The organism is Microbacterium sp. EG9 (genome assembly GCF_059759475.1).
In genome coordinates this window covers 897,735-909,667 of sequence record NZ_CM186217.1, presented here as the reverse complement: position 1 = coordinate 909,667, position 11,933 = coordinate 897,735, and the positions used below count along the sequence as shown (strand labels likewise).

At 71.9% G+C, this 11,933-nt stretch carries 14 protein-coding genes; 3 read left to right on the top strand and 11 right to left on the bottom strand.

Annotated elements, in window-relative coordinates; genetic code table 11:
* Window positions 1-36 precede the first annotated feature (36 nt).
* The 3 genes from rplT to infC all read right to left on the bottom strand — a co-directional run bounded on the left by rplT (window position 37) and on the right by infC (window position 1,384).
* Window positions 37-417: a 50S ribosomal protein L20 gene (gene rplT, locus AC6CQV_RS04220; RefSeq protein WP_060959507.1), complete on the bottom strand. Its 381-nt coding sequence runs from the start codon at window positions 415-417 to the stop codon at window positions 37-39.
* A 30-nt stretch (window positions 418-447) separates the two neighbouring features.
* Window positions 448-642 carry a 50S ribosomal protein L35 gene (gene rpmI / locus AC6CQV_RS04215; RefSeq protein ID WP_005048908.1) on the bottom strand — a complete coding sequence of 65 codons (195 nt, stop codon included), beginning with the start codon at window positions 640-642 and terminating at the stop codon, window positions 448-450.
* A 76-nt stretch (window positions 643-718) separates the two neighbouring features.
* Window positions 719-1,384, bottom strand: a complete 666-nt coding sequence (gene infC / locus AC6CQV_RS04210) for a translation initiation factor IF-3 (RefSeq protein ID WP_498260361.1) — start codon at window positions 1,382-1,384, stop codon at window positions 719-721.
* A 233-nt stretch (window positions 1,385-1,617) separates the two neighbouring features.
* On the opposite strand from infC, the gene AC6CQV_RS04205 reads away from it, so the two are divergent.
* Complete coding sequence (locus AC6CQV_RS04205; protein ID WP_060959506.1) at window positions 1,618-2,016, top strand: DUF1844 domain-containing protein; 399 nt, start codon at window positions 1,618-1,620, stop codon at window positions 2,014-2,016.
* 12 nt (window positions 2,017-2,028) lie between these two features.
* On the opposite strand, the gene AC6CQV_RS04200 is transcribed toward AC6CQV_RS04205, so the two are convergent.
* The 6 genes from AC6CQV_RS04200 to AC6CQV_RS04175 all read right to left on the bottom strand — a co-directional run bounded on the left by AC6CQV_RS04200 (window position 2,029) and on the right by AC6CQV_RS04175 (window position 6,520).
* Window positions 2,029-2,826: an SseB family protein gene (locus AC6CQV_RS04200; protein ID WP_205283165.1), complete on the bottom strand. Its 798-nt coding sequence runs from the start codon at window positions 2,824-2,826 to the stop codon at window positions 2,029-2,031.
* Window positions 2,810-3,556 carry a bifunctional 1-(5-phosphoribosyl)-5-((5-phosphoribosylamino)methylideneamino)imidazole-4-carboxamide isomerase/phosphoribosylanthranilate isomerase PriA gene (gene priA / locus AC6CQV_RS04195; protein WP_060959504.1) on the bottom strand — a complete coding sequence of 249 codons (747 nt, stop codon included), beginning with the start codon at window positions 3,554-3,556 and terminating at the stop codon, window positions 2,810-2,812. The genes AC6CQV_RS04200 and priA overlap by 17 nt, the downstream gene beginning before the upstream one ends.
* Before the next feature lie 61 nt (window positions 3,557-3,617).
* A complete protein-coding gene (gene hisH / locus AC6CQV_RS04190) occupies window positions 3,618-4,286 on the bottom strand; it encodes an imidazole glycerol phosphate synthase subunit HisH (protein ID WP_498260360.1) in 669 nt (222 codons plus the stop codon).
* Window positions 4,283-4,894, bottom strand: coding sequence for an imidazoleglycerol-phosphate dehydratase HisB (gene hisB / locus AC6CQV_RS04185; protein ID WP_060959502.1), 612 nt, complete (start codon window positions 4,892-4,894; stop codon window positions 4,283-4,285). Before hisB ends, hisH begins: the two co-directional genes overlap by 4 nt.
* Before the next feature lie 54 nt (window positions 4,895-4,948).
* Window positions 4,949-6,055: a histidinol-phosphate transaminase gene (locus AC6CQV_RS04180; RefSeq protein WP_060959501.1), complete on the bottom strand. Its 1,107-nt coding sequence runs from the start codon at window positions 6,053-6,055 to the stop codon at window positions 4,949-4,951.
* A 57-nt stretch (window positions 6,056-6,112) separates the two neighbouring features.
* The gene (locus AC6CQV_RS04175; protein ID WP_082734141.1) at window positions 6,113-6,520 is read right to left on the bottom strand and encodes a LysM peptidoglycan-binding domain-containing protein; all 408 of its coding nucleotides are present in this window, start codon (window positions 6,518-6,520) and stop codon (window positions 6,113-6,115) included.
* Window positions 6,521-6,796: 276 nt separating this feature from the next.
* Here AC6CQV_RS04175 and lexA point away from each other — a divergent pair, with 276 nt between their 5' ends.
* Window positions 6,797-7,462 (top strand): transcriptional repressor LexA, encoded by a 666-nt coding sequence (gene lexA / locus AC6CQV_RS04170; protein ID WP_060959500.1) that lies wholly within the window; start codon window positions 6,797-6,799, stop codon window positions 7,460-7,462.
* Window positions 7,463-7,464: 2 nt separating this feature from the next.
* Entirely contained in the window at window positions 7,465-8,481 is a 1,017-nt protein-coding gene (locus AC6CQV_RS04165) for a hypothetical protein (RefSeq protein WP_498260359.1), read from the top strand.
* Window positions 8,482-8,490: 9 nt separating this feature from the next.
* On the opposite strand, the gene AC6CQV_RS04160 is transcribed toward AC6CQV_RS04165, so the two are convergent.
* Both AC6CQV_RS04160 and AC6CQV_RS04155 read right to left on the bottom strand, forming a co-directional pair.
* Window positions 8,491-10,755, bottom strand: coding sequence for a glycoside hydrolase family 31 protein (locus AC6CQV_RS04160; RefSeq protein WP_498260358.1), 2,265 nt, complete (start codon window positions 10,753-10,755; stop codon window positions 8,491-8,493).
* Window positions 10,752-11,876, bottom strand: a complete 1,125-nt coding sequence (locus AC6CQV_RS04155; protein WP_498260357.1) for a glycoside hydrolase family 15 protein — start codon at window positions 11,874-11,876, stop codon at window positions 10,752-10,754. The genes AC6CQV_RS04160 and AC6CQV_RS04155 overlap by 4 nt, the downstream gene beginning before the upstream one ends.
* Window positions 11,877-11,933: the final 57 nt, after the last annotated feature.

Sequence of the window (11,933 nt, the reverse complement as noted above, 5' to 3'; positions counted from 1 at the left end):
CGGAGGACACCCCTTCTGTGTGCTGTGTTGCGGTGATTACGCCTTGGGCGCGTTCACGTCCGCCGGCAGCGCCTTCTTGGCGGTCTCGACGAGCGACGCGAAGGTCTTCGGCTCGTTGACGGCCAGCTCGGCGAGCATGCGACGGTCGACCTGCACGCCGGCCAGGCCCAGGCCCTGGATGAAGCGGTTGTAGGTGAGGCCGTTCGCACGGCTCGCGGCGTTGATGCGCTGGATCCACAGGCGGCGGAAGTCGCCCTTGCGCTTGCGACGGTCGCGGTACGCGTAGACCAGGGAGTGGGTGACCTGCTCCTTGGCCTTGCGGTACAGGCGCGAACGCTGACCGCGGTAACCGGAGGCGCGCTCGAGGATGACGCGACGCTTCTTGTGGGCGTTGACGGCCCGCTTGACTCTAGCCATTTTCTTCTACTTTCTCGTCTGCGTCAGCGCTCAGATGCCGAGGAGCTTCTTGGCGACCTTCGCGTCGCCGGGAGCCAGGATCTTGTCGGCCGACAGGCGGCGCGTGCGCTTGGTGGGCTTGCCCTCGAAGTTGTGGCGGAGGTTCGCCTGCTGCTTCTTGATCTTCCCGCTACCGGTGACCTTGAAGCGCTTCTTGGCACCCGAGTGGGTCTTCTGCTTCGGCATGTCTCTATCCTTCGTTGTGGTTCCCGCGGGGCGGGAGCTCGTGGGGCCGACGCGGCGGGGCCGCGGGCCGGGCGACCTACTCCGCGGGAGCGGTCTCGGCGGGGGCGGACTCGGGCTCGGCGCCCGGGGTCGTGCGCGCCTGGCGCGCCGCCTCCTTGTTGGCAGCACGCTGGGCGTTCTGCTCGGTCTTGACCTCGGACTTGTTCTTGTGCGGGGCGATGACCATGACCATGTTGCGACCGTCGATCGTCGGGTTCGACTCGACAGTGCCGTGCTCGGCGACGTCCTCGGCGAACTTGCGCAGCAGACGCACACCCTGCTCGGGACGCGACTGCTCGCGACCGCGGAAGAGGATCATGGCCTTGACCTTGTCACCCGACTGCAGGAAGCCCTCGGCGCGCTTGAGCTTGGTCGTGTAGTCGTGAGCCTCGATCTTCAGACGGAAACGGACCTCCTTGAGGACCGTGTTGGCCTGATTGCGACGCGCTTCCTTGGCCTTCTGGGCGGCCTCGTACTTGAACTTGCCGTAGTCCATGATCTTGACCACGGGCGGCTTCGAGTTGGGGGCGACCTCGACGAGGTCGAGATCTGCTTCCTGAGCGAGGCGCAGCGCGACCTCGATGCGGACGACGCCGACCTGCTCACCCGCGGGTCCGACGAGGCGGACCTCGGGAACGCGGATGCGGTCATTGGTGCGGGGATCGCTGATGCGGAACTCCTTAGTCGTACGGGTGGGTGCCACCGGACACAGGGATGTGTCTCGGGCGGAAGATCGTCACGTCCACCCCGCACGACGCGCACGTCGGCTTCGTTCCTGCACCCTCACCCGCAACGGATCCCGTCGTGGCGGCCCCGTCGGACGGGGCGGAGTGCGTGACCCGGTAGCCTGGAGCGGCAAGCGCGGGTGGGATGTGATCCTCTTTCGATCCGGAGCAGAACACTCCGGCGCCCGCACAGTCTAGCAGAGAGCAGCACGTGGACACGATTCCCTCCTCCCCCGACCCCCACGAGGCCGAACGGCTCGCCCGATGGGAGGAGCGCGAGCGCGCCGCCGCGGCGGCGAGCCGCGATATCGCCGACGTCCCGGCCGTCGAGGTGATCACGACGGCGGCCGTGCATCTCATGAGCGCCGCGGCCGTCAAGACGGGACTGGCCGACGACCCGGCCACGCAGCTCGACCTGGATGAGGCCCGCAAGCTCATCAACGCCCTGGCGGGTCTTATCACCGCCGGCGCTCCGGAGATCAGCGACATGCATGCGCGGTCGCTGCGCGACGGGCTGCGCTCCCTGCAGCTCGCCTTCCGTGAGGCATCCGTCATCCCCGATCCGATCGGCAAGGGACCGGGCGAGAAGTGGACGGGCCCGGTCACCTGACCGGCGACACGGTCAGCCGCGGACGAGCTTGACCGTCAGGGAGTCGACGAGCACGGCGATGCGATCGTCCGCCGCCCAGCGGGCGGCGAGGCGCTGCAGGATCGCGTCGAGCTGCGTCTGGTCCAGACCGTCGACGAGGTGCAGGCGCACGATCAGCTCCGGTCCGCGCAGGCGCGCCTCCGGGTCGCCGCTGGCCACCGAGAGGTCGAGCACGCCGAGCTCGGCGCCGATCGACGCGTGCAGACCGGCCATGACCTCGGGTGACAGGTGGGCGGGCTCCCACGGCAGCGCCTGCCCGATCGCCCACACGGCGGGTCGGCGCAGCACGAACTCGGTCGCGGATGCCGGGTCGATCACGATCAGGTCGGTGTCGTCGGCCGCGGCCGACAGGGCGGTGCGGATGCCGTCGGCCGGCACCGGCCGCGCCTTCGGGTCCCACGCGGCCATCGTCGCGACGGACGTGAACACCGGCAGCACCGTGCGCCCGTCCGGTCCCGCGACGGTCACGATCGAGAGCTCCTGCGTCTTGTCGACGAGGTGGCCCGAGGGTGCGACGCCGACGTCCCCCGCCTCGGCGACCAGGGGGATGAGCAGCCGAGCCGAGCGGTAGGCGTCGACGACGGCGACCGCGTCGCCGCTGCCGTCGCGGAACGCGGTCAGTGCCGCCAGCAGCGCGGGATCGGCCGATCCGTCGTCACCGGCGTGCGGGTTCGCCTCGAACGAGCGCCCCTCCCAGGGCACGCCCGCCGAGTCGGCGGCGCAGGAGTGGCCTCCCGCGCCGTCCCCGGGCCGTTCAGCCTGCGGCGACATCCAGCGCCTCGGCGAGCGTGAACGCGCCCGCGTACAGGGCCTTGCCGACGATGGCTCCCTCGACGCCGAGCGGCACGAGCTCGCGCAGCGCGGCGATGTCGTCGAGGTTGGAGATGCCGCCGGATGCGACCACCGGCTTGACCGTGCGCGCCGTGACCTCGCGCAGCAGCTCCAGGTTCGGTCCCTTGAGCGTGCCGTCCTTGGTGACGTCGGTGACGACGTAGCGGCTGCAGCCGGCGTCCTCGAGGCGCTCGAGCACCTGCCAGAGGTCGCCGCCGTCGCGCGTCCAGCCGCGCGCCGCGAGGGTGGTCCCGCGCACGTCGAGGCCGACCGCGATCGCGTCGCCGTAGCGGCCGATGACGTCGGCCGCCCATTCGGGGTTCTCCAGCGCCGCCGTGCCGAGGTTGATGCGCGCCGCACCGGAGTCCAGCGCCGCCTCGAGCGTGGCGTCGTCGCGGATGCCGCCGGACAGCTCGACCTGCACACCCTTGAGCTGCTTGATGACCTTGCGGAGCACGGCGGCGTTGCTGCCACGGCCGAAGGCGGCGTCGAGGTCGACGAGGTGGATCCACTGCGCACCGTCGCGGGCCCAGGTGAGGGCCGCCTCGACGGGATCGCCGTAGCTGGTCTCGGTGCCGGCCTCGCCCTGCGTGAGGCGCACGGCCTTGCCGTCGGCGACGTCCACGGCGGGAAGCAGGATCAGTTCAGGGGTCGACGCGAAATCGTTCATGGCTCCAGGAAGGGGTTCAGTGACCGCGCACTGCGGACACGGTGACACACAAGCAGAGAGACTACCGGGCCGACGGCAACGCCGAGATCCAGTTGCCGAGCAGACGGATGCCGGCTTCGCCGCTCTTCTCGGGGTGGAACTGGGTCGCCGACAGCGGACCGTTCTCGACCGCCGCGAGGAACGGCGAGCCGTAGTCGCACCAGGTGAGCGCCGGCTCACGGAACGGCCGCGTGACCTCCAGCGTCCAGTGCTGCGCCGCATAGGAGTGCACGAAGTAGAACCGCTCGTGCTCGATGCCGCGGAACAGCGTCGTCCCCTCCCCCGCGCGCACCGTGTTCCATCCCATGTGCGGCAGCACCGGGGCGTCGAGTTCGGTGACCGCGCCCGGCCACTCGCCGAGCCCCTCCGTCTCCTCGCCGCGCTCCACCCCGTGCTCGAACAGCACCTGCATGCCGACGCAGATCCCCAGCACGGGCAGGCCGCCGGCGAGGCGCCGCTCGATGATCTCGTCGCCGCGGGTCGCGCGCAGCGCGTCCATCACGGCACGGAAGGCGCCGACTCCGGGCACCACGAGGCCCGTGGCATCCTGGATCAGCCCGCGATCCGCCGTCAGTCGCGCGTCCGCCCCGGCGGCGACGAGCGCCTTGACGGCGGAATGGACGTTGCCGGATCCGTAGTCCAGCACCGCGACCAGCGGTCGCGTGCCGACCTGCGCGTCGCCGTCCGTCACAGGGCTCCCTTCGTACTGGGGATGCCGTGCACGAGCGGATCCTGCGCCTTCGCCTGGCGGAACGCCCGGGCGAACGCCTTGTACTCCGCCTCGGCGATGTGGTGGGGGTCCCGCCCGCCGAGGACCGTCACGTGCACCGTGAGCCCGGCGTTGAACGCCAGCGCCTCGAAGGTGTGGCGCACGAGCGAGCCGGTGAAGTGGCCGCCGATGAGGTGGTGCTCGAAGCCGACGGGCTCCCCCGTGTGCACGAGGTAGGGCCGTCCGCTGATGTCCACGACGGCCTGCGCGAGCGCCTCGTCGAGCGGCACGAGCGCGTCGCCGTAGCGCGAGATGCCGCTCTTGTCGCCCAGTGCCTGCCGGATCGCCTGGCCGAGCACGATCGCCGTGTCCTCGACGGTGTGGTGGGCGTCGATGTGGGTGTCGCCGGAGGCGCGCACGGTCAGATCGGTGAGCGAGTGCTTCGCGAACGCGGTGAGCAGGTGATCGAAGAACGGGACCGTCGTGTCGATGCGGCTCTGCCCCGACCCGTCGAGATCGAGCTCGAGCTCGATCGTGGACTCGCTCGTCGCGCGCCGGAGGGAGGCGGTGCGGGGGGCAGAAGTACTCATGCGCCGAGTCTACCGAGCGCCCGCACGACCGCTTCCGCGTGTTACCGGCGCGCGCTAGCGCGCGGTGGCTCCGCCAGGGCCCAGCGAGGCGAGCGCGTCGAGGAACGCGGTCGACTCCTCCTCGGTGCCGGCCGTCACCCGCAGACTGTGCGGGATGCCGACGTCGCGGATGAGGACGCCCCGGTCGTAGAGGGCCTGCCACGTGGCGGCCGGGTCTTCCACGCCCGCGAAGAGGACGAAGTTGGTCCAGCTCTCGAACGGGCGGTAGCCGAGCGCGTCGAGGGTCGCCGAGATGCGGTCGCGCTGACCGACGATGTCGTCGACCATCGCGAGCATCGCGGGCGCGTGCCGCAGCGCCGCGGTCGCGGCGGCCTGGGTGAGCGCGCTGAGGTGGTACGGGAGGCGCACCAGGCGCAGGGCGTCGATCACGGCGGGGTCGGCGGCGAGATAGCCGACACGGGCACCCGCGAACGCGAAGGCCTTGCTCATGGTGCGCGACACCACCAGACGCGGACGATCGGGCAGGAGCGTGAGCGCCGAGCGCGAATCGCGCGGCGCGAACTCCTGGTACGCCTCGTCGACGATCACGATGCCGGGCGCCGCGTCGTACACCGCCTCGATGACGTCGAGGCCGAGCGGGGTGCCGGTCGGGTTGTTCGGCGCGCAGAGGAAGACGATGTCCGGCTGGGCGCGCTCGATCTGGGCAGCGGCGTCCTCCGGGGCGAGGGTGTAGTCGACGCCCCGGGTGCCGTGCGCGTAGGTCGCCCCCGTCGCCCGCGTCAGCAGCGGGTACATCGAGTAGGTGGGAGCGAAGCCGAAGGCGGTGCGTCCCGGACCTCCGAAGGCCTGCAGCAGGTGCTGGAGGACCTCGTTCGACCCGTTGGCGGCCCAGATCTGAGCCGCCGACAGGCCGTGACCCAGATACTCCGCGAATCCCTCGCGCAGAGCCGTGAACTCCCGGTCGGGGTACCGGTTCACCTCGCGCAGCGCGCGCGCGACGCTGTCGAGGATGTCGTCGGCGACGTCCTCCGGCACCGGGTGGGTGTTCTCGTTGACGTTCAGCGCCACCGGCAGCGGCGCCTGAGGCGCCCCGTAGGGTGTCAGCCCGCGCAGATCGTCGCGGAGGGGAAGGTCATCGAGTCGGACGCTCACCCTGAACATCGTAGACGGCGCACTGCACGACACGGCGCCCCGAGAGGGCTCCCGGCGCCGGGAGCATCAGCGCCCGGCGCTGTACTCCGCCGGGATCGCGACGCTCTGGCCGATGTCGAGGCTTCCCGACGGCAGCGCGTTCAGCCGCATGATCGCGTCGACCACGTCGCGCGGATCGGCATCGGGCGCGACGGCGTGCGCGATCGACCAGAGCGTGTCACCGGGCTGCACCGTGACGTGGGCGAAGGAGACCCCGGAGCCGTTCTCGTTCGAGGCGAGCGCGCCGCCACCGGACAGGATCGCGATGCTGAGGGCGATCACCGCGGGCACGGAGGCGAGCAGCGCGAGGACCCGCCGACCCCGTGCCGTGAGACGCAGTCGCGTCGGGGTGTTCGTCGTGCGGACAGTCGTCATCGGGGTCGCCGCGACGAGACGGCCCCGGGGCGAGGCTCCGAGGATGTCGATCGTGGTCATGGGTTCCTCCTCAGGACGGGTGTCTCCGGGTGTCGAGAGATTCGCATCCGATCCTCGGCCGGGAGGGCCGGATGCGAATCTCTCTTCCGAATGTATCTTCGATGGTGTTCGGGTGTCAAGCACACGGTTCTCGCAGATGAATCGAAGGCGACACGCGGGCGCGTGCCGGTCGAGGCTGCGAAAACCGGATACGGTTTCGACAAGACGACCCCATCACCTACCTCCGACATTCGAAGGCGACGCCTTCGGGGGGACGCGATCGAAGGAGCGCGCGACATGGCCGAGAAGCCTCAGACACGCAGGCGGAAGAGCCTCAGCGACAAGCAGCTGAAGATCCTCGAGGTGATCCAGACCTCCATCGCCCGCCACGGCTACCCGCCGAGCATGCGCGAGATCGGCGATGCCGTCGGACTGAAGTCGCTGTCGAGCGTGACCCATCAGCTCAACCAGCTGGAGCTCAGCGGCTACCTGCGCCGCGACGCGGGCAAGACCCGCGCGATGGAGGTGCTCATCGACCTGCCCGGCGCGGCGGCGGAGAACCCCGCCGACCTCGCGCCCGCCCTCGGCGATGCCGCCCTCGTGCCGCTCGTGGGCCGCATCGCCGCCGGCGTGCCGATCACCGCCGATCAGCAGGTCGAGGAGATCTTCCCGCTGCCGCGACAGCTCGTGGGCAAGGGCGACCTGTTCATGCTCAAGGTCAGCGGCGAGTCGATGATCGACGCCGCCATCTGCGACGGCGACTGGGTCGTGGTGCGCTCGCAGCCGACGGCGGACAACGGCGAGATCGTGGCGGCGATGCTCGACGGCGAGGCCACCGTCAAGACCTTCCGCCAGCGCGACGGCCACACCTGGCTGCTCCCCCGCAACTCCGCGTTCGAACCGATCCTCGGCGACGACGCCGTGGTGCTCGGCCGCGTCGTCGCGGTTCTGCGCGCCGTCTGAGGATGGCCACCGCGCGCGGGGTGGCGTCGACGGCGGTGATCGTCGTCGCGGCGGTCCTGCTGCCCCTGTCGATCGTCAGCGGATGGGCGCGCACGCAGCTCGTCGACGAGGACGCGTTCGCGGCCACCCTCGCGCCGCTGTCGCAGGCCGTCGAGGTTCAGGACGCCGTGATCGCGGCATCGACCACGGCGATCGATGAGCGGCTCGACACGGCGGCGCTGACCGGCACGGTCATCGACGGCCTGATCGACCTCGGCATGGGCGACCGCGCGGCGCAGGCGCTGCGGCGCCTGGAAGGCCCGGCGGCGACGGCGCTGCAGCAGCTCGTGCACGTCGCCGTGGCCGACGCCGTGCGCTCGGACGCGTTCAGCACCGTCTGGGAGCAGGTCGTCCGCCGCTCCCATCGGGCACTGACCGTCGCGGCGACCTCCGACGGCGGCGGCGTCGTCGTGCAGACGGCCGACGGCCTCGGCATCCAGATCGGCGCGATCGTCGCGGCCGTCGAAGAGCGCCTCGTCGCGCAGGGCGCTCCGCTGGCTCCGTTCATCCCCGAAGTCGACCACGTCGTGATCATCGGTTCGGGTGACACCCTTTCGGCGATCCGGACGGGCTACGCCGTCGGCGTCGCTCTCGGCGGGTGGATGCCGGTGGTCACGGCCGTGCTGTTCATCGGCGGGGTCGTGCTCGCGCGACGCCGCGCCGCCGCTCTCGCCCGGGCGGGCATCGCCGCGGGGATCGGGTCGGCGATCCTGCTGATCGTCGCGGGGGTCGGCCGCCCGTGGGTGGCGTCCTCCGCGACGCAGGCGGACTTCTCCTCCGCCGCGGCGCTCGCGATCTACGACCGGCTCCTCGCCGGCGCCGTGGGCACGGCCGTGGTGGTGCTCATCGTGGCCCTCGTCCTCGTCGGAGCGGGCTGGCTCGCCGGCGCCTCGCAGCGCGCCGTGGCGCTGCGCCGCCGCGTGGCCCACCGGTGGGCTCACCGGACAGACGAGGCAGCCGCCGACGAGCCCACCGCGTGAGAGACGGCCTCAGTCCTCGTCGCGGTGCGGCTCCCGCTCCGGTGCGAGGACCGGCGCCAAGGCGACCCACGCCTCGGCGCGGACGAACACCGGGACGGCGTCCCGCGCCGACACGTCGACGGTGACCACGCGTCCGCCGGTCAGCGCCGCGCCGGTGCGCGCCTCGACCCACGATCCGGACGGCAGGTACACCGGCCACTCCCGCGCCCCGGGCTCGAGCACGGGGGCGACGAGCAGGTCGCTGCCCAGCATCCACTGCAGCGGATGCCGCCACACGGCCGCATCGGTCGGGTGGTCGAAGTACAGGGGGCGCATCATCGGCACCGACGAGGAGACGGCGCGCGCCGCCGCCTCGGCGAGGTACGGCACGAGGCGCTCGCGCCGCCGGACGAGCGCGCGCACCTCGGGGATCACCGCCTCGTCGCCCGTCCGCTCGGCGATGTTCCACGGCGTGCGGTCGTTGGAGGGCAGCCGGTGGTGGTTGAACTCGGAGTGGTACTGCATGATCGGCACGAACACGCTCGCCGCCATCGCCCGCACGTACAGTTCCGCGTCGGGGATGGGACCGGAGAAGCCCGCGATGTCCCAGCCCCAGTAGACGATCCCGCAGGATGCCGCGGAGAGCCCCGCGAACATCGACCAGCGGAACGCCTCCCACGTGGAGTTCTCGTCTCCCGCCCAGTACGCCCCGTGCGCGGGTGAGCCGGTGAAGCCGGCGCGACTGAAGGTGACGGGAGCCTTGCCCGCCGACTCCAGCAGCCGACCGTACGCGGCGGCGTACGCCACGGGGAAGCGGTTGTTGGCGACGTCGCCGGACGAGCCGTCGAGGTAGACGAGATCCTCGCCCCACGCGTGCTCGCCGCCATCGGTCTTGAAGCCGTCGATGCCGACCTCCTCCACGAGGTAGCGGCGCTTCTCGGTCCACCACGCGGCGGCACGCTCGTCGGTGAGGTCGGGCATGAGCGAGAGCGGGAACCACCACCCGCGGTTGCGGTACGGCCGCAGCGTCCCGTCCGGAGCGCTCTCCCGGATGACGACGCCCTCAGCGAGCGCGGCGCGCGCGTCCGCGGCCGCCTGGCCGGTGGGATGCGGGCGGAGCTTGAGCAGCGGGATCTGCCACAGGTGCACACGCACGTCGTGCGCATGCAGCGCGTCGACCATGCCCTTCGGGTCGGGCCAGGCGCCGTCGGCGGGGAAGGTGAAGTCGGCCAAGCGCATCGGGCCGCCGTCCTCGCGCACCGCGTACTGCGCGTCGCGGAAGATCGTGAAGCTCTTCTCGTCGCTCCATGCCTCGATCACCACGTTGCGGACGGGGATGTCGTGCTCACGGTGGAGCGCCATCTGGCGCTCCACCTCGGCCTGCGTGTTCCACTCGTTGCCACTGGCCCACAGCCCGAACACCCAGTCCGGAAGGACGCGGGGGCGTCCGGTCTCCGCGAGGAAGGCGTCGAGCACGGTCGTGGGATCGCCCGTGTACAGGGCGAGCGAGAGTGCGGCCGGCGCGCCGGAGGCGGCATCCACGTCGGCCTCGATCACCAGGCGATCGGAGACCTGCTCTCCGATGTCGAACCACACGCGACGCGACGTCCGCACGTGCAGCCCCCAGCCGGCGCCGCCCACGACGTGCGCGAACGGCATGGGCAGGTAGGTGCGCCGGTGCGCCCCCTGGCTCTTGTACTGCTCGAACACGACGGCGTCCAACTGCGCCCCGCGGTGATCGAGCGCGTCGTAGCGTTCACCGAATCCGGTGACGTGCTCCCCCGGCGCGAGCGGGAGGGCGAAGCGCAGGCGGTGGATCCGCTCGCCGTCGTCGAGCACCTGGAGCGTGCCCGGCACGACGTCCACGGCGGTCCCCTCGACCGCGAGCGCCGCGGCATCCGCGTCGCGCCACGCCGCGACCCGGGTCTCGAACCAGCGGGTGGAGCCGCCGCGGTCGGTGCCGGCGGCGGCGAACCGGTAGCGCAGCACGCTGCCGGCCGGCGGAGCCTGCAGCTCCACCTGCCACCCGCCCGCGGCCCGCGCGGTGCGCGCCTGGGCCGAGGCGAGGTGCCCGCCGTCGACGGCCTGTCCGCGCGACGACCGGGCGACGCGCGCGAGCGGGAGGATCACCGCGTCGGCGTCGTCCACCCGCAGCTCGACCGTGACCGCGTCGATGTCTCCCGACGTGCGCACGCCGAGGCGCAGCGGCTCACCCGCCACCGGCTGCACCGGACTGCGCTGCTCGGTGTCGTCGGAGTAGGGATGCCCGGACCCGGAGGGACGATGACGGATCATGCCGCGAGCTCCCCCCGGCCGACACCCAGCTCGACGGCCAGGCGCAGCACCATCGCATGACTCCACAGCAGCGGGGTCGCGACCGGCCCCCAACGCTCGAGCCACTCCTGGCGGTACCCGGGCGCGAGCAGATGCCCGTCGACCTGCTCGGGCAGCATCCCCTCCCCGGTGGCGGTCGACGCGGCCCATTCCAGGAGGCGCAGGGCCTCGTCGCGCTCGCCCGCCGCCGCGTACGCGAGACCGAGGAAGCACGACAGGAGCGGCCACCGTCCGCCGCCGAAGAACGTGTCGGCGCGGAAGCGGTACACCCCGCCCTCGACCTCCAGCTGCTCCGACACCGCGCGGAGCGTCCCCGCCCCCAGTGCGGAATGCGCATCGATCACACCCAGCGGTGCGAGGAGCGCACTGAGGCTGCCGTCCACGGCATCCGAGCCGATCCACTTCACGAGGTGCCCGTCGACCACGGCGTCCCGCGTGAGACGGGCGGTGACCTCCGCCGCTCCCGCGCGGGCCCGCGCGGCGCGCTCGCCCGTGACCAGTCCGGCGTCGGCCGCCGCACGCAGGCCCGCGGCGATGCACCCGAGCGTCGAGGCGTGCACGGCCTCGTCGTGCTCCTCCCACCAGTCGTAGCAGGGGCGCGCCCACGAGCTCAGAAGGTAGTCGACGGTGAGCGCGGCGGCATCCGCCCACCGCGTGGGGTCGATGCCGTGTCGGTCGCAGTGAGTGGCCGCGGCCCAGAGCCAGGTGCCGTAGCCGTCGAGCTGGAAGTCCCACCAGTCGTCCGAGCCCAGTCCGCCGTCGAAGGTGAAACGGGCGGGCAGCATCTCTTCGTCGGGCAGCGGGGTGCCCGCATCCGCCGCTTCGACGATGTCGCGGATGCGGTCGGCGTAGCGGGCGACGACCATCGCGCACCAGTCGTGGAACGCCGAGGCGGAGGCCGCCTCGCCCGCGGCGGAGGCGCCGTCGGCGATGAACGAGCCGTCGCGGAACCAGCAGTACCCGCGGTACGCCGAGAACGACGGCGACGCCGGGTAGGCGCCGTTGGGCTCCTGCAACGAGGTGATGACGGTGCGGGAGCGGTCGAGGAGGGCGTCGAGCGCGACGCGGGGTGTGGTGGTCATGGGTCCGTTCCGTGGGAGTCGCGGTGGTCGGGGCGGGCGGACCCGCCCCGACCAGAG

Excerpts from the sequence above, each read along its gene's own strand:
- hisB (WP_060959502.1), bottom strand. The coding sequence starts at position 4,894 with ATGAGTACTTCTGCCCCCCGCACCGCCTCCCTCCGGCGCGCGACGAGC.
- rpmI (WP_005048908.1), bottom strand. The coding sequence starts at position 642 with ATGCCGAAGCAGAAGACCCACTCGGGTGCCAAGAAGCGCTTCAAGGTC.
- priA (WP_060959504.1), bottom strand. The coding sequence starts at position 3,556 with ATGAACGATTTCGCGTCGACCCCTGAACTGATCCTGCTTCCCGCCGTG.
- AC6CQV_RS04155 (WP_498260357.1), bottom strand. The coding sequence starts at position 11,876 with ATGACCACCACACCCCGCGTCGCGCTCGACGCCCTCCTCGACCGCTCC.
- AC6CQV_RS04175 (WP_082734141.1), bottom strand. The coding sequence starts at position 6,520 with ATGACCACGATCGACATCCTCGGAGCCTCGCCCCGGGGCCGTCTCGTC.
- AC6CQV_RS04200 (WP_205283165.1), bottom strand. The coding sequence starts at position 2,826 with ATGTCGCCGCAGGCTGAACGGCCCGGGGACGGCGCGGGAGGCCACTCC.
- AC6CQV_RS04180 (WP_060959501.1), bottom strand. The coding sequence starts at position 6,055 with ATGTTCAGGGTGAGCGTCCGACTCGATGACCTTCCCCTCCGCGACGAT.
- lexA (WP_060959500.1), top strand. The coding sequence starts at position 6,797 with ATGGCCGAGAAGCCTCAGACACGCAGGCGGAAGAGCCTCAGCGACAAG.
- rplT (WP_060959507.1), bottom strand. The coding sequence starts at position 417 with ATGGCTAGAGTCAAGCGGGCCGTCAACGCCCACAAGAAGCGTCGCGTC.
- AC6CQV_RS04160 (WP_498260358.1), bottom strand. The coding sequence starts at position 10,755 with ATGATCCGTCATCGTCCCTCCGGGTCCGGGCATCCCTACTCCGACGAC.
- AC6CQV_RS04165 (WP_498260359.1), top strand. The coding sequence starts at position 7,465 with ATGGCCACCGCGCGCGGGGTGGCGTCGACGGCGGTGATCGTCGTCGCG.